Genomic DNA, 17,585 nt, shown 5'->3' with positions numbered 1-17,585 from the left:
GACGCCGCGGCGGCGCGGGCGAGGACGCTGAGGCCGCGGGCGACCGAGAGCTCCGGCTCGGGTGGGACGACGAGGCGCGGGGGCGTGAGCGACGGCCACAGGTGTGCGCGCAGGTACTCGTCGACGGGCGTGCTGATCGCGGCGCCCGCGCGGAGGATGCCCCCGGAGAGGATCACCACGGCCGGGTCGTAGGAATGCACGAGGCTCGTGACGACCGCGCCCCACACGTGCAGGAAGCGGTCGCGGAGCTCGGGGTGCGCGTCGGTCGTGAAGACCTCGGTCATGCTCACGCCCGCCGGCAGGGCGCGGGTGCTCGCGAGCGCTTCACCGCAGCCGATGTTGCCGCACGGGCAGGTGGGGCCGTCGAGGTCGACCGTGAGGTGTCCGCCGAGGATGCCCGCGTGACCCGTGCGGCCGCGGAGCGCGACCCCGTCGAGGAGCGCGGCCGTGCCGATGCCCGTGCCCAGTGTGACCAGCACGGCGTCGCGCTCGCCGAGGGCGCTGCCCGCGGAGGTCTCGCCGAGCAGCGCCGCGCGGGCGTCGTTCTCCACCACGGCGGGCAGCCCGAACTCCGCGCGGGCCCAGGTGCCGAGGTCGAAGTCGCGGAGAAAGTCGTACTTGGCGTTCGCGTGCCGCATGCGCCCGGTCGCGGGGTCGACCACGCCGGGGACGGCGATGCCCACGGCGTCGGCCTCGGCACCGAGTTCGCTCAGGAGACGGCGGGCGTCGAGGGCCGCGTCGGCGAGGTCGGCGGCGGTGCCGCGCACGGGGAGCCGGTTCGACGCGAGGACGCGGTCGCCGTCGATGACGGCCAGCTTGATCTCGGTTCCCCCGAAATCGATGCACAGCTCCATCCGGCCTCCTCGTCGATGATTGGTAACGTTATCAACGCGGGCGAGGAGTGTCAACCGTCCGCGGCGAGGGGTGGTTCAGCGCACGCCGCGGAGCGACACCGGCAGCTCGACCTCGCGGGCGGGCGCCTCGCGATCGCCGCCGTCGAGACGGTCGAGCAGCAGGCGGGCGGCCGTGCGACCGAGCTCGCGCGGGTCGTGGTCGATCACGCTGATGGGCACGGGCGACAGCTCGGCGAGCTCGAAGTCGTCGAAGCTCAGCAGCTCGGGGAAGTCGGCCGGAGCACGAAGCCCCGTGGCGAGCTGCGTGCTGATCTCCTTGAGCGCGCCGATCGCGTTGCGGTTGTTGGCGCAGAAGATCGCCGTCGGCGGGTTCTTGGCCCGCAGCAGCGCGCGGGTGGCATCGCGCGCCTGCTCGACGGTCTGCTGGTTCGTGGCGACCAGGTGCGGGTCGACCCGGAGGCCGCGCGTCTCCATCGCCCGCACGAACCCGGCATGGCGGCGCTCGCCGGTGAAGATCGACAGGGCGTTGCCGAGATAACCGATGCGGGTGTGACCGCCGTCGATCAGGGCCGTCGTGCCGCGGAACGCGCCGTCTTCGTCGGCGAGCACCACGCTGTCGGCCGCGAGCCCGTCGATGCGGCGCGAGGCCAGCACCACCGGCACGCCCTGGTTCTGCGAGTGCGCGAGGTGCGTGGAGGTGGTGCTCGCGGGCACCACGATGAGTCCGTCGACGCGACGCCCGAGGAAGTCGCCGACGAGCTCGGCCTCGCGGGCGGCGTCCTCCGAGGTGTTGCCGAGCAGGATGCGGCGGCCGGTGAGGGCGGCCTCCTCCTCCACGCCGAGTGCGAAGGTGCTGTAGTACGGGTTGGCGATGTTGGTGATCGCGACGCCGATGAGTCCGCTGCTGTGACCAGGGCGGATGCTGCGGGCGTTCTCGTTGCGGTGATACCCGAGCTCGGCGACCGCGGCGAGCACCCGCTGCTGCACCTCGGGCTTCACGTTCACGCCGCCGGACAGCGTGCGTGACACCGTCATGGGGCTGACGCCCGCGCGCTGGGCGACCTCCTTCACGGTCGGCCGGTGCGCCCTCTCGCTCATTCCTGCCTCCGAGCCGTGGTGTCCGCGATCTGAAGGGAACGTTATCAGCGAAGCCGCGCGGCGGCGGTCAGGGTGCGCGAGGTCCGCCGTGGATCGGAGGAGTTGTGCGCAGATGCGGCCGGCGCCGTGGGCGGAAACACGGTGTCAAGGCCCTCTTCGCTGTCGGTTGCCCCACGTAGAAAGGAGGGACGACGAAAGGCAGGGGCATGGCCGCAGGTGACATCGAGACCTTCTCGCGCAATGGGATCTGGTTCAACCGCATCCAGGGCGAGTCGCACACGCTCGGGAGCAGCTTCGAGTCGATGGACGAGGCGGTGAAGGTCGGTCGCGGGGCGGCGGTCGCGCGTCAGGTGCAGCACTTCGTGCGCACCGAGGAAGGGCCGTCCGAGGATGTCGCTCCGAACGAGGCGCACCCGCGCGACCTGATGTGGTGACCGCACCGATGCTGCTGCAGGTGTGCGCGAACGGCGCGCGCGAGGTGGCGTCGCATCCGTGGCTGAGCGCCGACGAGACGGTGGTCGCGCAAGACGCCGCGGCGGCGCTCGAGGCCGGTGCGGCGGAGGTGCACGTGCACCCGAAGGATGCGTCGGGCCGGGATTCGCTCGACTCGCGGGACGTGCAGCGGTGGCTCGGGGCCGTCCGCGCGGCATGCCCCGGTGTGCCCGTGGGCGTGACGACCGGTGCATGGGCGGAGCCCGACGTGTCGCGACGGCTCGCCGCGATCGAGTCGTGGACCGAGCTGCCCGACTACGCCTCGGTGAACTGGCACGAGGCGGGGGCCGATGAGGTGGCCGCCCTGCTGCGGCGTCGCGGGATCGGCGTGGAGGCGGGGATCTGGGACGCGGCGGGCCTGGAGGTGTGGCGGCACTCGCCGGTGCGCGGGGACTGTGTGCGGGTGCTCGTCGAGCTGCCCGACGAGGCGGCCGAGGTGGTGCGTGCGCACGCGGAGGGCCTGGTCGCGCACGTGGCCAAGGAGGAGCCCGACCTGCCGATCCTGCTGCACGGGGAGGAGCGGTCGGCCTGGCCCGCGCTCGACCTCGCCGTGGAGCTCGGGCTCGACACGCGGATCGGCCTGGAGGACGTGCTGCTGCTTCCCGACGGCACCGATGCCCCCGGCAACGCCGCCCTCGTCCGGGCGGCTCGCGCCCGCGGCGCCGGGGTGTGACCCCGGGCCCGGTGGCGTGCGGGGTCGAAACCGCTCCTCCCCGGGCGGCTTCCGGTGCGTTTCCCACCCCGCACGGCCCGCATCCGGGCCGGCTCAGGCCTCCCAGCCGCGCCACTCCGGGCGGTCGACGATGCAGAAGCGGTTGCCCTCGGGGTCTTCCATGATGATGTAGTCCGCGTCGTCGGGCCGGCCGTCCCAGCGCACCTCGCGCGCCCCGAGCCCGGCCAGTCGCCGGACCTCGGCGGCCTGGTCTTCGGCGTAGATGTCGAGATGGATGCGCGGCGGCAGCACCCGCTCGGAGTGGTGGGCGTCGAGCGCGATGCACGGCGTCTCGGCATCGCGCGGTTTCAGCACGAGCCAGTCGTCCTCGGCGGGGTCGCGCTCCACATAGTCGAGGGCGGCCTTCCAGAACGCGGCCTGGGCCGGGAGGTCGTTCACGCGTATCACGATCGACACGATCTTCAGCATGCCCGGGAGTGTACGGGCGGCTCGGGAGGGGGGACAGGGCCTTGCGGACCGATGCGGGTGCGCTCCGCGGACCCGGGCGGCGTGCGCGTCTGCGCGCGAGTCTCCTCCGTCTCACCCCGTAGCCCGCACCCCGCACCCGCAGCCCGCGCACCGCGGCTCACCACAACTCACATCACTCCTGCGGATCCCGGCGCCGCCGCGTCCGTCCGCCCGAAGTCGCTCGTGAGCCACGCCTCCACCGACGCGAAGGGGAAGTCACGCGGGGTGTGCGTGCCCGGAAGGATCCGCGCGTGCCGCATCCGGTCGAGGCGGAACAGCCGCCAGTCGTCGCGATCGAGGTCGAATGCCACGACGTACCACCGCGACGTCCGCCGCACGTGGCGGTGCGGCTCGATGGTCCGCGCGGAGGCGGTGCCGTGCTGGTCGGTGTAGTCGAAGGTGAGGCGCGAGCCCTGGGCGACCGCGTCGGCGAGGGTGCCGACGAGTGCCCAGTCCACGGCGGCCGTCTCCGGCTGGAGGATCTGCGTCGACAGGGCGGTGGCGGCGGCTCGGCGGCGCAGCGCGGGCGGCAGGGTCTGTTCGAGTTTGGCGCGGGCGACCGCGGGCGCGGGGTCGGCGGGGTCTCCGGTCTCGAGCACGAGCAGAGCCGTGATGATCGTGGTGACCTCGTCCGCGTCGAGCAGCAGCGGAGGGATGCGGGTGCCGGGGCGCAGGCGGTAGGCGGCGCCGGGTCCGGGTCGGGAGTGCACGTCGTAGCCGAGGTCGCGGAGGCGTTGCGCATCGCGGCGGACGGTCCGGGCACTCACCTCCAGGCGTGCGGCGAGCTCGGGCACGCTCCACTCGCCGCCGGTCTGCAGGAGGGACAGGAGACGGAGCGTGCGGTTCGACGGAGTGTCCACGCCTCCATGATCCCGCGAGATACGGCCAGGATCAGGCCGTATCTGGTTCTAACGTGGGCGGACATCGAACGAGAGGATCCCTCATGCGCATCGCTGTCACGACCCCGAACGGCCATGTCGGCCGGCACCTGACGCGGATGCTGGTGCGCGCCGGCGTCCGTCCGCTCCTCCTCACGCGCACCCCCGATCGCATCGCGGCGGAGCTGCGGCCGCACGTCGAGATCGCCCGCGCCGACTCGCAGAACGCCGAGGAGGTGAGCGCCGCGACCCGGGGCGTGGACGCCCTGTACTGGGTGGATCCGTCGGTGATGTCGGAGGATCCGCTCGCCGACTACGCGCGGGCGACGGACGCCCTGGTGGGCGCGGTCGCGCGGAACGGCATCGGGCGGGTGGTGTTCCAGAGCAGCGTCGGTGCCGAGAAGCGTCACGGCGCGGGCGAGATCGACGGGCTCGCCGCGACCGAGGTGGCGCTCGACGCTCTGGGCATCGCTGTGACCCATCTGCGCTGCGGCTACTTCTTCAGCAACCTGCTGCTCGACGCGGAGTCGCTGCGGGCCGGGCGGCTGTCGACGGTGCTGCCGCTCGATTCGACGATGCCGTGGGTGGCGCCGCGCGACATCGCCGAGGTCGCCGCGCTCACCCTGCTCAACCGCGAGTGGAGCGGGCGGCGGGTGCAGGCGGTGCACGGGCCGGAGGATCTGAGCTGGGCGCAGGTCGCCGGCATCCTCACGCACGAGCTCGGCCGCGAGGTCACGGTGGAGCGCATCGCCGACGACGACCTGCGTCAGGGCCTGCAGGCTGCGGGCATGCCGGAGGCTATGGCGGAGGCCGTGTTGGGCATGTCCACCGGGCTGCGCGACGACTTCACCCCGGAGCAACCGCGCTCGCTCGTGACCACGACCCCCACGACCCTGCGGTCCTGGGTGCGGGACGAGCTTGTGGGGGTGGTGTAGCCGTCAGCGCATGAAGCCGTCCTGCACGCGACCCCCGGCACGGGCGAGCTCCTCGTCCGCGCGTGCCGCGAACGCGGTGAGGTCGCCGTGGAGCAGGGGTGCGGCGAGGCGCTCCGCGCGGGCGGGGTCCAGGTCGCGGAGCCGCCGCGGGAGGTACTTGCCCGTTCCGATCCAGTGCCGTTCGGTGAGCAGCACGAGCTCCGCGACCCGGGAGAACAGCGTCCAGGCGATGACGTTCCGCTCCAGGTCGTCGGTGGCGTCGCGCAGATCGTCGAGCAGGTCGGTGATCATGTAGCGCCGCAGCGCGAGCTCATGCTCGTCCATGGTCGGGCCGTCTGCGAGTCGCGCGCCCCACTCCTCGCGGAGGGCGGTGAGGGCCTGGCCGCCGCGCACCTCTTCGCCTTCGACGAGCATGTGGACGATGACGGGCCGGTGCTGATCGATCCCGCCGCGCGCCCATTCCCGGTAGCCGTCGTGCGTGTACGCGAACACCTCGAAGATCTCTCCCTCGAAGCGGTAGGTCGCGGCCAGGCTCGTCCCGCCGTTCGGAAACAGCGCGTCGCCGATCACGAGGAGGTCGATGTCGCTGGAGGCCGTCCGGTCGCCGCGGGCCGTGCTGCCGCCGATCACCGCGATCTCCGCCGCCGGGAACTCCCGCTCGATGAAGCGCTCACACAGGTCGAGGTACGTCATCCGGGCATCGTAACGACAGTGCACCTCGCCCCGGGCGCAGGCCGCTCTCACCTGCCGCATCAGACCCGCGCCCGCACACGAGTAACGCCCCCGCCGTTCGGGTCGGCGGGGGCGTCGGTCTCACGCAGTCGCGTTACTGGACGGACCAGCCGCCGTCCGAGGCGAGGATGGCGCCGTTGATGTTCACGGCGTCGTCCGACAGCAGGAACGTGATCGACGCGGCCAGGTGCTCGGCGGTCGCGACGGTGGGGATGGCCTGCTGGAACGGGGCGAGGCGCCCGGAACCGTACTCCGACATGTGCGGGGGCATCGGGATGCCGGTGGCGACACCGCCGGGGGCGACGGAGTTCACGCGGATGCCCTTCGGTCCGTACATGAAGGCGGCCGACTTGGTGACGCCGATGATGCCGTGCTTGCTGGCCGTGTAGGCGTTGCCCGAGGCGTTGCCGCGGAGGCCGGCCTCGCTCGAGACGTTGAGGATCGCGCCGTGTCCGGCCTTCTCCATCACGGGGATGACCGCGCGCATGAGCTTGAACGGGGCGGTGAGGTTGATCGCGATGACGCGGTCCCAGACGGCGTCGGGGGTCTCGCCCGCGGGGGAGAAGTCGTCGTTGATGCCGGCGACGTTGGCGAGGCCGTCGATGCGGTCGCCCGCGGCGGCGAGGACGGCGTCGATGGCCTCCTGCTTCGTGAGGTCGCCCGCGACCGTGACGATGTCGGCCTCCGGGAGCTCGGCCGTGAGGGCGCCGAGCTTCTCGGCGGCGATGTCGCTCGCGATCACGCGGCCGCCCTCGCGGGCGATGCGGGAGGCGGTGGCCTTGCCGATGCCGGAGGCGGCGCCCGTGACGATCACGGTCTTGCCGGCGAAGCGGCCGGCGGTGACCTTCTCGGTCCAGCCCTCGGAGGCGTCGTCTTCGGGGATCTCGCCGTTGTTGGCGGCGCGCACCAGGTCGTCGACGACCGACTGCGGGAGCTGGCCCTGGCTCATGGCGACGAGCTGCTGCAGGGGCAGGCCGAGCACGGGGGTGAGAAGCCCGGGGTCGGCGCCCGTCTGCTCGAAGAGTCCCCGGATGAGCGGGCCGCCGGTCGGGTCGTTCATCCAGTCGCCGATGGTGGAGTGTGCGGTGAGGGCCATGCTCTTTCTCCTTGCTCGGGTTTCGCAACGGTGCGTCTACTTATGTTCCAGTGTACGCCTCTGTACGCTCGATGGGTGCCCCGACCTCGCAGCGAGAAAGCCCGCCAGTCCGTGCTGGACGCGATGCGTCGCGCGCTCGCCGAGGACGGCTACGAGGCCGTGACGATCGAGGGTCTTGCGGAGGCGGCCGGGGTGTCGAAGCAGACCATCTACCGGTGGTGGAAGACGAAGGCCGCGATCCTCGGCGAGGCGCTGCTCGAGGGCACCCTGCCAGGCGCGGACGTGACGGTACCGATGACCGACGACCTCGACGCGGATCTGCGGGCCTGGTTCACGGCGGTGTCCGCGGGGCTCGCCCGGCCGCAGGGGGTGGCGCTCGCGCGGGCGCTGATCGAGGTGACCGCGGCCGACCCCGAGCTCGGGCTGGTGTTGAACGAGAAGCTCGCGGCGCCGATCCGCCAGTGGGTCGGCGACCGCATCGCGCGCGGTCGTGCGGCCGGTGTTGTGCGGGAGGACGTGGACGCCGCCGCGATCGCGGATCAGTTCATCGCGATGGCCTCGTACGCCGCACTGATCGGTCGGCCCCTGAGCGCCGAGCGCGTGGAGGAGACGGTGCTCCTGCTCCTCCGCGGGATTGCCCAGGGCTGAGCCACCACCACCGATATACAACGGCCGGAGGGTGTGCACTTTTCTGGACTCCGCATCGACCCCTGTGCCAGCGTTCATGACGAATCGATCGCGGGGGCTGTGCGGGGATGCGTCGCGTCAGATTTCGCGAGCACGCCCTTCACCGCGGTCGGGGGAAGGGAGACAGCAATGCGCATCAAGGAGCCCTCGGGGCAGGTCGGATATGTCCTCGTTGTCGTGATCGGAATTCCGCTTGTCCTTGTCCCTCTGAGCGTCGTCAGCTTCGAGCTCGGCGTCATCTGGGCCGTCGTGGCGCTCGTTTCCGCGGCGATCGTGTCGGCGCGAACATTTCGCGGGCCGGCAGAGTCGGACGCCAGGAGACCGTGGTGGAGGATGACGTACGCCCGCCGCATGAGCATCGCGCTTGCTCTGTTCTTCTTCGCGCAGGGAGCGTGCGCGTCGATCGCTGCGGGGCAGTTCCCGAATCCGCCACTCGTCTTCGTGGGAGGTGTCGTGCTGGTTCTCGTGGCGGGGTTGTACGTGAACTCGGCGATCAGGATGGGATCCGCGTCCGGGACGGAATAGCGGCCGCGGTTCGGAGACGAACGAGTGATCGCTTCTGGCTAGCCGCGTCTGCGGAGCACCTTTCCCACCACAGCCAACGCGACTCCGAGAAGTATCAGAGCAGCGAGCCAGAGGACCCACGCGACGTCGTGGAACAGCGGGAGGGTCGCGACCGTCGGAAGCGCCGTGCCGAGCAGCACCAGCGCGACGACCGTTCCCCGCTCCCGGGCGGTTCCGCGGGTCGGGCTCCCGCTCACGACTTCTTCTCCGCGCGGTGCCGGGGGCTGTCGGGGTTCATGAGGGAGTGGCGGCGGCCGTAGAGGAAGTAGATGATCAGGCCGATCACGAGCCAGACGGCGAAGCGCAGCCAGGTCTCCCAGTGCAGCTGGGAGATGAGGAACAGGGAGAAGCCGACGCCGATGATCGGGACCACCGGCATGAAGGGCAGGCGGAAGGTGCGCGGGGCGTCGGGCTTCGTGTAGCGGAACACGATCACCGCGACGCACACCACGACGAACGCGGCGAGGATGCCGATGTTCGTCAGGTCGGCGACTGCGCGGATGGGGAAGACGCCGGCGAAGAAGGCGGAGGCGATGCCGGCGATCCAGGTGACGCGCTGCGGCACGCCCCGGCGGTCGACCTTGCTGAACCAGCCGGGGAGGAGTCCGTCGCGGCTCATCGAGAACCAGACGCGGGTCGCGCCGAGGAGGAAGGTGAGCATGACGGTGAGGATCGACAGCACCGCGAACACGGAGATGATGGCGGCGACGACGGGCAGGCCCACGCCGGTGAACGCGGAGGCGAAGCCGGCCTTGGGGTCGATCTCGGTGTAGTTCTGCATGCCGGTGAGCACGAGGGTCGCGGCGACGTACAGCAGCATCGCGATGATGAGCGACAGGATGATGGCCTTCGGCATGTGCTTGCGGCCGTCCTTGGCCTCTTCGGCGGCGGTGCTCATGGCGTCGTAGCCGAACACAGCGAAGAACACGGTGGCGGCGCCGGTGAAGACGGGGCCGAAGCCGCTGGGCATGAAGGGGTCGTAGTTCTCGGTGTTGATGTAGAAGATGCCGAGGCCGACGATGCCGAGGATCAGCGCGATCTTGATGGCGACGGCGACGAGCTCGAAGCGTCCGAACGTCTGGGTGCCGCGGCTGAGGAGGAACGTCACGAGCAGGCAGATCACGATCGCGGGCACGTTGATGGCGCCGCCCGGCACGTCGGCGGTCTCGGTGACGGAGAGCGGCAGGTGGATGCCGAACCCGGAGAGGAACGCGTCGAGGTAGCCGGCGATGCCGATGGCGACCACCGCGACGATGGCGACGTATTCGAGCAGGAGGTCCCAGCCGATGAACCAGCCGACGACTTCGCCGAGCGCGACGTACCCGTAGCTGTAGGCGGAGCCGGCGCGGGGGATCATGCCGGCGAACTCGGCGTACGACAGGGCGGCGGCCGCGGAGGCGAGCCCGGCGATGAGGAACGAGATGAGCACGGCCGGTCCCACACCCGGGTTGGCGGCGTCGCCGTGTGCGACGAGTCCGGCGAGCGAGAAGATCCCGACGCCGATGATGCCGCCGACGCCGATCGCCGTGAGCTGCCACAGGCCGAGCGACTTGTGCAGGCCGCTGCGCGCGGCCTCCTCCGTCATGTCGCTGACGGGCTTGCGCCGCCAGACCGAGCGGGACGGGGTCTTCGAGGTGTCGGGCATCATCGCCTTCCGGTCGGGCTCGCGCAGGGTGCTGCGCGAGGTCCTGTGCCGCACGCGGGTGCACGCGCGGGGTCGTCCGCGGCCGGGGGCGGCGCCGGGTGGAGCGCCTGTCTGCCGAGGGGACCAGTGGCACGCTACCCGCGCCGACGGCGGGCGGCAATATACGTTGCGGCGCCGGTCGGTGTGTGCTTCGAGGCGGCCACACCCTCCATATCGGGTCGCTCGCTCGATCGACGAAGTGAACGTCCTATCGTCGGTGGATGTTGGATTTCGCAGGCATCCCTTTCGGTAGCTGGTTCGAAGGACTCGGCGCGGTCGGGGCGATCGTCGCGGCGGGGGTCAGCCTCGGCGCCTTGAGGACAGCTCGAGCTGCCAACGCCACGGCCGATCAGGCGCGGAGGGATGCCAGGACCTTCGCCGACGAAGCTCGAGTGCGCGAGGAGTCGCGAGAGCACGCGAGCATCGCGCGGCAGCTGCAGGCCTGGTGGGTCGTCTGGCACGAGGGTAGGAAGAAGTGCTTCGGGGTGTACGTGACCAACGCTGGGCAGGGTGCGACGGTCTTCCGGGGCGTGCGGATCGAGACACGCGGCAACTCGAACGCCAGGGGAGCCGGCGGCGCGATCACCTTCACCTCGTTGCCGCCGGGGTCGTACGTGCTGAGGAGTACGGACGCGGGTTCGCCGAAACCGTGGGCGGAACCGGAGGTTGCGCGATCGGCTCTCGCCTACGAACCGCTTCTCTACGCGGAGCGATACGCGGTGACCAGCATCACATTCGAGGATCCGATGAAACAGGCCTGGTGCTGGACTCCGGAGCGCGGTCTGGAACAGCTGACCGGCACTCCGTCGGTGGGTGACGGGTCTGGCGTGCAAGCGGGCGTCTAATTCTCCAACGGCAGCGGCTTCGTCGCCTCCGTCCGTCCGTCGGTGAAGCGCGCCTGGGCGCGGTCGTGGCGGCGGGGCACCTCGACGTGCTGCGTGGCGGCGGCGAGTCCCATGCGCTTGGTGGAGACGTAGACGCTCTCGGCGGTGTCGACCAGGAACGTCTCGTGCCACACCCCGACGGCGCCGGGGGCCTTGCGGGCGGCGCGGTTGAAGGCGGTCCAGGCGGGGCGGTGCTCCTGGTTCGGGTTCGAGGCGTAGGCGTAGAGCTTCTCGACCGACGACCAGAACTGCACGACGTAGGGGCCGCCCGATCCGAGGAGCAGCTGGTAGCCGAGCAGCCCGGAGTCGTGGTCGGTGCTGAGCTCGCGGAGCATCCGGGGCATCGCGACGAACGCGGGCAGCCACAGGTCGGGCCGCCACCAGCGGTTGATCTGCATCCCGATGTGGAACACGACGAGCTCGCCGTCGTGGTGGTGGGTCATGCGACCCGTGACGACCTGGGACATGGTGCCTCCTTCGATTGGATAGCTTCACTATCCATACTGGATAGCGCTACTATCGATGTCAAGAGGTGGCCATGAGGATTTCCGAACTGTCGGCGCAGACCGGCGTGACCGTGCCGACGATCAAGTACTACCTGCGCGAGGGGCTGCTCCCCGAGGGCGAGCGGTCTTCGCCGACCCAGGCCGCGTACGGCGAGAAGCACGTGGAGCGGCTGCGGGTGATCCGGGCGCTGCTCGACGCCGGCGTGAGCATCGCCGAGACGCGCCGGGTGCTCGGCGCGCTGGACGACCCGCCCGCGAATCCGCACGAGCTACTGGGGACCGCGCACGCCGCGATCACCCCGTCGGTGGAGGAGTCTGTGGATCTGGCGGAGGCTGAAGCCCTGGTCGAGGGGCTCGGGTGGAAGCCGGGGATGTGCGACGAGGCGGTGCTGCACGCGGTCGCCCGGGCGTTGGATGGCTTGGAGCGCGCGGGCTTCGTCGTGCCGAAGGCCGTGATGCGCGAGTACCTGCGGTCGGCGCGGCGCATCGCGGATGCCGAAATCGCGGGGGTGCCGGGGGAGTCCGCGGAGGCGGCGGTGCGGTACGTGGTGTTGGGGTCGGTGCTGGTGGAGCCGTTGTTGCTGGCGCTGCGGCGAGTGGCGCAGCAGGTGAGCTCGGGGGAGCGGTTCGGGGCTAGCTCCTGAATGCAGCGGCGACGCGTCGCTACGCGACGGTCGTATCTCCCACCGGGATCGCTGTCGACCGGATGCCGCGCAAGATCGACATTATCGCCTCTCCTACCGCCCGTTCGAAGGCGGTCGGTCTGGATCTCTGGGGCCACCGGCATGGGCCGGAGATGGGACGTTCAGTCTTCGGCGCTGTCTGACACGACGAGCACGCTCGTGAGCGGAATCTCCGCCCGCCACCGTTGCGGGAGCTTGTCGTAGTTCTCGAGCACCATGGTCACGAGGTCCTCGCCGGTGAGAAGTCGAAGACCCGGACGCTGCCGCTCGATGGCCAGGGCGTCACGCGTATAGGAGCCAAGGGTCACGAAGAGCGACAGTTCCCCCAGCCCCTGCGTGCCGATGAGCTGCTGCACTTCGGGTGAGCCAATCGTGCCGGTGTGATGCTTGCACTGCACCTTGATGAGTGGCGGCTCGACACCCAGCGGATCGCGATGGGCGATCACGTCGACGCCCCCGTCCTGAGAGTATTGCGTTACCCGAGCCTGGTAGCCCAGAGCGCGAAGGAGCGCGGCCGTGAAGTCCTCGAACTCTTGGTGCGTGAGTCGCTTGTGGAGCGCTTCGAGAACGAAGTCCCGGGTGTGACGTTCAATGCGCGAGGCTCGCGGCTCATCGTCTGTGTCATTCGTCGTCTCTGACTCGATGACCTTCTTCTCGACAGCCACCGACACCTGCTCGACCGACTCGCCCGCGCTGTTCAATGCGGCCAAGAACTCGTCGGCGTGATTGCGAACCCGGAAGACAGCAAGCACGGACCCGATCTCGTAAAGCGCCGATTGCGTGAACACCGTTCGTGGAAGCCCAAGCTGCTTCCACTCGACCCTGTGCCGGTGCCGATGGATGGGCGCGCCGGCCTCGAAGTAGTAGGGACTCGTGACGATGCCGATGTTGATGGTCGAGTTCGGGCGGTAGGGAGCCACGATCACGTCGCCGACCTGCATGTCGTCACGGAACCGCACGAGTGTTCCCGCCTGTCCTGCAATAGAACGCGGCTTGGCGTCGGGATAGAGTTCGCTCAACCTGGACTTGAGCCCCTCGCGCCCACCGGGAATGTCGGACAGTGAGTCGAGCTCGTCCCACCCGATGCTGATGAACCCCTCGTCGGTGAGTTCGTTGGTGAGCACGTTGTTGTGCACGCCCCAGACATTCATTCGATCGCTCCCGGATACTGTTTGTGGTCTCCGCCTCATCATGCCGCACGCGAGGCCAGCAAGATGGGGAGGCGACAATGCGCGAAGGAGAATCCCGCCAATGACGACCGTATGGATCGTGTATCACGACAGTGGACCAGACGAGAACATCCTCGGTGTCTTCGACAATGCCGCCGACGCCGAGGATTATCAGGAGTCCATCAAGGGCGACTTCCCGGACGGCGTTCTTCTCACACCGTTTCCTGTTCCGTGGCGGCGGACAGACCGAATCACCCGGATCGACATCGGATAGTAGCCACCCTTCGGCATGCTTTACCCCGGGGCGTGCTTCGTCACGGTCGCTGCGCACCCTCGCTCAGCAACCAGAGGTGGCGCGCCCCCTACTCGAACCCGCCCGTCAGCCGCCCGTGCATGGTGCCGCTCGAGTCATTCATCCCGACGATCTCCACCGTCTTCCCCAACGCGGCGTACTTCGTCTCGATCGCGTCCAACGCGGCGACGGTCGACGCATCCCACACGTGCGATCCCGACAGATCAACAACAACGCGGGATGGGTCGTCCGTGTAGGAGAACAGCGTCGTGAGGTCGTTGCTCGACGCGAAGAACAACTCCCCCTGCACGACATACGTCACCACGTCGCCCGCAACCGAACGCGTCACCGTCACGAAGTGCGCCACCCGCCGGACGAACAGCACCGACGCGACCAGCACGCCGCCCACAACGCCCACCGCCAGGTTGTGCGTGATCAGCACGAGCACGACCGTGGCAAGCATCACGAAGGTCTCGCTCTTCGGCATGCGCTTCAGCGTCGACGGCTTGATCGAGTGCCAGTCGAACGCCCCGATCGCGACCATCACCATCACGGCCACGAGCGCCGCCATCGGAATGGTCCCGACGAAGTCGCCGAACACCACCACCAGCAGGACCAGGAACACCCCGGCGCAGAACGTGGAGATGCGGGTCCTGGCGCCCGAGGCCTTCACATTGATCATGGTCTGACCGATCACGGCACAGCCGCCCATGCCGCCGAAGATCCCCGACAACACGTTCGCGACGCCCTGCGCCCACGACTCGCGCGTCTTGTTCGAGTGGGTGTCGGTGATCTCGTCGACGAGCTTCGCGGTGAGCAGCGACTCCATCAGCCCGACCAGCGCCACCCCGAGGGCGAACGGCGCGATGATCGTGAACGTCTCCCACGTGAGCGGCACGCTCGGGATGAAGAGCTCCGGCAGGCTCCGCGGCAGTTCGCCCTGATCGCCGACCGTGGGCACCGTGATGCCGAACGCGAGCACCACCCCGGTCACGATGATCACCGACACGAGCGGCGCCGGCACGACCTTCGTGAGCTTCGGCATCACCAGCATCACGACGATGCCGAGCGCCACGAGCGGATACACGAGCCACGGCACGTCGATCAGCTGGGGGAACTGCGAGCTGAAGACGAAGATCGCCAGCGCGTTCACGAACCCGACCATGACGCTGCGGGGGATGAACCGCATGAGCTTCGCGACCCCGAGCACTCCGAGCACGACCTGGAAGATCCCGGCGAGGATGACCGTCGCGATGAAGTAGTCCAGCCCGTACGTCGGCGCGACCGGCGCGATCACGAGCGCCACGGCCCCGGTCGCCGCGGTCACCATCGCCGGGCGCCCGCCGAGGAACGCGATCGACACCGCCATGATGAACGACGAGAACAGTCCCACCTTCGGGTCCACCCCCGCGATCACCGAGAACGCGATCGCCTCCGGGATCAGCGCCAGCCCCACGACGAGCCCGGCGAGCACCTCGCGCGTCAGCATCCGCGGGTTCTTCAGCGCCGTGAGCACCGACGGGTGGTCGCGATAGCGGGCGCGGTCGATGGCCGTCGTTGCAGACAATGGGGGCTCCAGGGGGAAGGTGCCTCAGAGGAAGAGGCAGACGATCCAGCCTATGCGGACACACCGACCCGGAAGTCCCATCGCCCTGCCGCTTCACCCCCCACAATCACCACACCTCTTGCCCCGCCCGCAAGAGTGAGTGTACAGTCACTCTCATGCCCGCCACCCGAAGCTCCGTCCTCTCCACGGCCGACGCCCGCCGTCCGCTCGTGGCTGCTGCGGCTCTGCGTGCGTTTGCGCGCCGGGGCTTCCACGGCACGACCGTGGCGGATGTCGCGGGCGAGGCGAAGATCTCCCCGGCCTACGTGTTCAAGCTGTACTCCGGCAAGGAGGCGCTCTTCGTCGCCGCGCTCGACGCGTGCTTCGACGCGATCCTCGTCGCCCTCGAGGAGGGTGCCGACGCCGCGCGGGACCAGAAGCCCGCCAGCGTGCTCGAGGCGATGGGCGATGCCTACGCGCACCTCATCTCCGACCGCACGCTGCTCATGCTCCAGGTGCACGCGCAGTCCGTGGCCGACATCGAGGTGATCGGTGAAGCGCTGCGCGCGGGGCTGGGGCGCATCACCACGTACGTCCAGTCCCGCTCCGGGGGCAGCGACGAGGACGTGCAGCGCTTCATCGCCTACGGGCAGCTCTGCCATCTCATCGTCACCACGCAGCTCGACGGACGGCCCGAGGACTGGGTCGCCCTCCTGACTGCGGGCATCACCCACCCCGAGTGAGCCGCCCGCGGTCGCACCCTTTCGCGTGCTCGCGAGAGTGAGTGAGTAATCACTCCCCATGAATCCACACCGACCGACACGACAGAGAAGAGAGAACCATGACCACCCTCACTCCGCTCACCTCCGCCGCAGCCCCTCTGCGCAGCACCCGCCGCTGGCTCGCCCTGAGCGTGCTCGCGCTCGCGCAGTTCCTCGTGGTGCTCGACGCCTCCATCGTCAACATCGCCCTTCCGGTGCTCGGGCAGCAGCTCGGCATGGGCACGGCCGCGCTCGCATGGGTCATCACCGCCTACGTGCTCGCGTTCGGTGGGCTCCTGCTCCTCGGCGGGCGGCTCGCCGACCGCTACGGCCACCGCCGCGTGTTCCTGCTCGGCACCGCGGGGTTCGTCGTCGCCTCGGCCCTCGCGGGGCTCTCGATCGTGCCCGAGATGCTCCTCGCCGCGCGCGCACTCCAGGGGGCATCCGCCGCGCTGCTCGCCCCCGCGGCCCTCGCCCTGCTCACGCATCTCTTCCCCGACGACGCCGAACGCACCAGAGCGATCGGCGTCTGGGGTGCCGTCGCGGGCATCGGCTCCGCGGCCGGCGTGCTCCTCGGCGGCGTGCTCACCGCGACCCTCGGGTGGCAGTCGGTGTTCTTCGTGAACGTCCCGGTCGGAGCGCTCGTGCTCATCGCCGTCCCGCTCCTCATCACCCGCGACACGGTCCGCGCCTCCGGTCGCCTCGACGCTGCCGGTGCGATCAGCGTGACCGCGGCACTCGTCGCCCTCGTCGGGGCGTTCAGCGCGGTCGAGCAGCTCGGCTTCGTCCACCCGCTGCCCCTCGCGCTCTTCGCCGTCGCGCTCGTGCTCGGCGCGGCCTTCCTCCTGATCGAGCGTCGCGCGCCGGAGCCGCTCCTCCCGCTGGCGGTGTTCCGCAACCGCGACCTCGCCCTCGGCAACGTCGTGATGCTGCTCGGCGGCGCCGCCATGGTCGCGCTGTTCTTCGCGCTCTCCGTGTTCATGCAGGCCGTGCTCGGGTACGACGCCCTCACGACCGGCCTCACCCAGCTGCCGCTCGCCGGTGCCCTGGTCGTTGTGGCGGGCGTCGTCCCGGCGCTGATCGGTCGTGCCGGCGCTCGACGCGTGCTGACCGCCTCGCTCCTCGTGCTCGCCGGTGGGCTCGTGTGGCTCGCGCTCGCTCCGTCCGATGCGGTCTTCCTCGTCCACCTGCTCGGCCCGACGCTGCTGATCGGCATCGGACTCGGGGGCGCGTTCGTCGCCACGACCCAGCTCGCGGTCGACGGGGTCGACGGGGGAGAGGCGGGACTGGCGGGCGGACTCATCAACACCAGCCAGCAGATCGGGGGTGCGGTCGGCCTCGCGGTCCTCGGAACGATCGCGGGACTGCGCACCTCGGCGCTCGATGCCGCCGGTGTCCCTGCCGCCGAGGCGATGACGGGCGGCTTCTCCTGGCTCTTCCTCGGCGCCGCCGCGCTCGCCGTGATCGGCGCGGGAACCGTCGCGGTGTGGCGCCGCCGCTGAGGTGCGGCAGTCCGCCCCGCGCGTCGCCTCCGGGCGCGCGCG

General features: G+C 70.1%; 21 protein-coding genes. 10 read left to right on the top strand and 11 right to left on the bottom strand.

The annotated features are described in order from the left end of the window. Both DW299_RS16470 and DW299_RS16465 read right to left on the bottom strand, forming a co-directional pair. On the bottom strand, positions 1 to 854 hold an 854-nt coding region (locus tag DW299_RS16470; protein ID WP_136037222.1), incomplete at its 3' end, for an ROK family protein. Between the two features lie 75 nt (positions 855 to 929). Then, the gene (locus DW299_RS16465; protein ID WP_136037221.1) at positions 930 to 1,952 is read right to left on the bottom strand and encodes a LacI family DNA-binding transcriptional regulator; all 1,023 of its coding nucleotides are present in this window, start codon (positions 1,950 to 1,952) and stop codon (positions 930 to 932) included. Between the two features lie 206 nt (positions 1,953 to 2,158). On the opposite strand from DW299_RS16465, the gene DW299_RS16460 reads away from it, so the two are divergent. Further along, positions 2,159 to 2,386 (top strand): hypothetical protein, encoded by a 228-nt coding sequence (locus tag DW299_RS16460; protein WP_136034486.1) that lies wholly within the window; start codon positions 2,159 to 2,161, stop codon positions 2,384 to 2,386. Then, positions 2,383 to 3,117, top strand: a complete 735-nt coding sequence (locus tag DW299_RS16455; RefSeq protein WP_240745436.1) for a 3-keto-5-aminohexanoate cleavage protein — start codon at positions 2,383 to 2,385, stop codon at positions 3,115 to 3,117. Before DW299_RS16460 ends, DW299_RS16455 begins: the two co-directional genes overlap by 4 nt. Before the next feature lie 93 nt (positions 3,118 to 3,210). On the opposite strand, the gene DW299_RS16450 is transcribed toward DW299_RS16455, so the two are convergent. Together DW299_RS16450 and DW299_RS16445 are read right to left on the bottom strand one after the other, a co-directional pair. Continuing rightward, positions 3,211 to 3,585 (bottom strand): VOC family protein, encoded by a 375-nt coding sequence (locus tag DW299_RS16450; protein ID WP_136037220.1) that lies wholly within the window; start codon positions 3,583 to 3,585, stop codon positions 3,211 to 3,213. A 167-nt stretch (positions 3,586 to 3,752) separates the two neighbouring features. Next, complete coding sequence (locus tag DW299_RS16445; protein WP_136034482.1) at positions 3,753 to 4,484, bottom strand: helix-turn-helix transcriptional regulator; 732 nt, start codon at positions 4,482 to 4,484, stop codon at positions 3,753 to 3,755. 83 nt (positions 4,485 to 4,567) lie between these two features. Here DW299_RS16445 and DW299_RS16440 point away from each other — a divergent pair, with 83 nt between their 5' ends. After that, a complete protein-coding gene (locus DW299_RS16440; RefSeq protein WP_136037219.1) occupies positions 4,568 to 5,437 on the top strand; it encodes an NmrA family NAD(P)-binding protein in 870 nt (289 codons plus the stop codon). A gap of 3 nt (positions 5,438 to 5,440) precedes the next feature. Here DW299_RS16440 and DW299_RS16435 read toward each other — a convergent pair whose 3' ends face one another. Next, complete coding sequence (locus DW299_RS16435; RefSeq protein ID WP_168443172.1) at positions 5,441 to 6,130, bottom strand: nucleotidyltransferase domain-containing protein; 690 nt, start codon at positions 6,128 to 6,130, stop codon at positions 5,441 to 5,443. 133 nt (positions 6,131 to 6,263) lie between these two features. Then, a complete protein-coding gene (locus DW299_RS16430) occupies positions 6,264 to 7,265 on the bottom strand; it encodes an SDR family NAD(P)-dependent oxidoreductase (RefSeq protein WP_136037217.1) in 1,002 nt (333 codons plus the stop codon). 75 nt (positions 7,266 to 7,340) lie between these two features. Between DW299_RS16430 and DW299_RS16425 the strand changes: the two genes are divergently transcribed. Together DW299_RS16425 and DW299_RS16420 are read left to right on the top strand one after the other, a co-directional pair. Further along, a complete protein-coding gene (locus DW299_RS16425; RefSeq protein ID WP_240745435.1) occupies positions 7,341 to 7,913 on the top strand; it encodes a TetR/AcrR family transcriptional regulator in 573 nt (190 codons plus the stop codon). A 168-nt stretch (positions 7,914 to 8,081) separates the two neighbouring features. Next, the gene (locus tag DW299_RS16420; protein ID WP_136037216.1) at positions 8,082 to 8,477 is read left to right on the top strand and encodes a hypothetical protein; all 396 of its coding nucleotides are present in this window, start codon (positions 8,082 to 8,084) and stop codon (positions 8,475 to 8,477) included. 38 nt (positions 8,478 to 8,515) lie between these two features. On the opposite strand, the gene DW299_RS16415 is transcribed toward DW299_RS16420, so the two are convergent. Next, positions 8,516 to 8,713, bottom strand: coding sequence for a hypothetical protein (locus DW299_RS16415; protein ID WP_136034472.1), 198 nt, complete (start codon positions 8,711 to 8,713; stop codon positions 8,516 to 8,518). After that, complete coding sequence (locus DW299_RS16410; RefSeq protein WP_136037223.1) at positions 8,710 to 10,161, bottom strand: APC family permease; 1,452 nt, start codon at positions 10,159 to 10,161, stop codon at positions 8,710 to 8,712. Before DW299_RS16410 ends, DW299_RS16415 begins: the two co-directional genes overlap by 4 nt. Positions 10,162 to 10,421: 260 nt before the next feature. On the opposite strand from DW299_RS16410, the gene DW299_RS16405 reads away from it, so the two are divergent. After that, positions 10,422 to 11,045 (top strand): hypothetical protein, encoded by a 624-nt coding sequence (locus tag DW299_RS16405; protein WP_136037215.1) that lies wholly within the window; start codon positions 10,422 to 10,424, stop codon positions 11,043 to 11,045. Here the strand turns inward: DW299_RS16405 and DW299_RS16400 are convergent. Next, a complete protein-coding gene (locus DW299_RS16400; RefSeq protein WP_136037214.1) occupies positions 11,042 to 11,551 on the bottom strand; it encodes a DUF4188 domain-containing protein in 510 nt (169 codons plus the stop codon). The genes DW299_RS16405 and DW299_RS16400 overlap by 4 nt on opposite strands. A gap of 71 nt (positions 11,552 to 11,622) precedes the next feature. Here DW299_RS16400 and DW299_RS16395 point away from each other — a divergent pair, with 71 nt between their 5' ends. Next, positions 11,623 to 12,234, top strand: coding sequence for a MerR family transcriptional regulator (locus DW299_RS16395; RefSeq protein ID WP_136037213.1), 612 nt, complete (start codon positions 11,623 to 11,625; stop codon positions 12,232 to 12,234). A gap of 161 nt (positions 12,235 to 12,395) precedes the next feature. Here the strand turns inward: DW299_RS16395 and DW299_RS16390 are convergent, their stop codons facing one another. After that, a complete protein-coding gene (locus DW299_RS16390) occupies positions 12,396 to 13,409 on the bottom strand; it encodes a restriction endonuclease (RefSeq protein WP_240745434.1) in 1,014 nt (337 codons plus the stop codon). A 115-nt stretch (positions 13,410 to 13,524) separates the two neighbouring features. On the opposite strand from DW299_RS16390, the gene DW299_RS16385 reads away from it, so the two are divergent. Beyond that, on the top strand, positions 13,525 to 13,716 hold the full coding sequence (locus DW299_RS16385; RefSeq protein ID WP_136037211.1) for a hypothetical protein: 192 nt from the start codon (positions 13,525 to 13,527) through the stop codon (positions 13,714 to 13,716). A gap of 88 nt (positions 13,717 to 13,804) precedes the next feature. On the opposite strand, the gene DW299_RS16380 is transcribed toward DW299_RS16385, so the two are convergent. Next, positions 13,805 to 15,301 (bottom strand): SulP family inorganic anion transporter, encoded by a 1,497-nt coding sequence (locus tag DW299_RS16380; RefSeq protein WP_136037210.1) that lies wholly within the window; start codon positions 15,299 to 15,301, stop codon positions 13,805 to 13,807. Between the two features lie 155 nt (positions 15,302 to 15,456). Between DW299_RS16380 and DW299_RS16375 the strand changes: the two genes are divergently transcribed. Both DW299_RS16375 and DW299_RS16370 read left to right on the top strand, forming a co-directional pair. Further along, the gene (locus tag DW299_RS16375) at positions 15,457 to 16,023 is read left to right on the top strand and encodes a TetR/AcrR family transcriptional regulator (protein ID WP_136037209.1); all 567 of its coding nucleotides are present in this window, start codon (positions 15,457 to 15,459) and stop codon (positions 16,021 to 16,023) included. A gap of 98 nt (positions 16,024 to 16,121) precedes the next feature. Continuing rightward, positions 16,122 to 17,543, top strand: a complete 1,422-nt coding sequence (locus tag DW299_RS16370; protein ID WP_136037208.1) for an MFS transporter — start codon at positions 16,122 to 16,124, stop codon at positions 17,541 to 17,543. Positions 17,544 to 17,585 lie beyond the last annotated feature (42 nt).

It is taken from the genome of Microbacterium sp. K35 (assembly GCF_004794375.1).
GTDB classification, from domain to species: Bacteria; Actinomycetota; Actinomycetes; order Actinomycetales; family Microbacteriaceae; genus Microbacterium; species Microbacterium sufflavum.
This window is presented reverse-complemented; position numbering and strand designations above follow the sequence as displayed.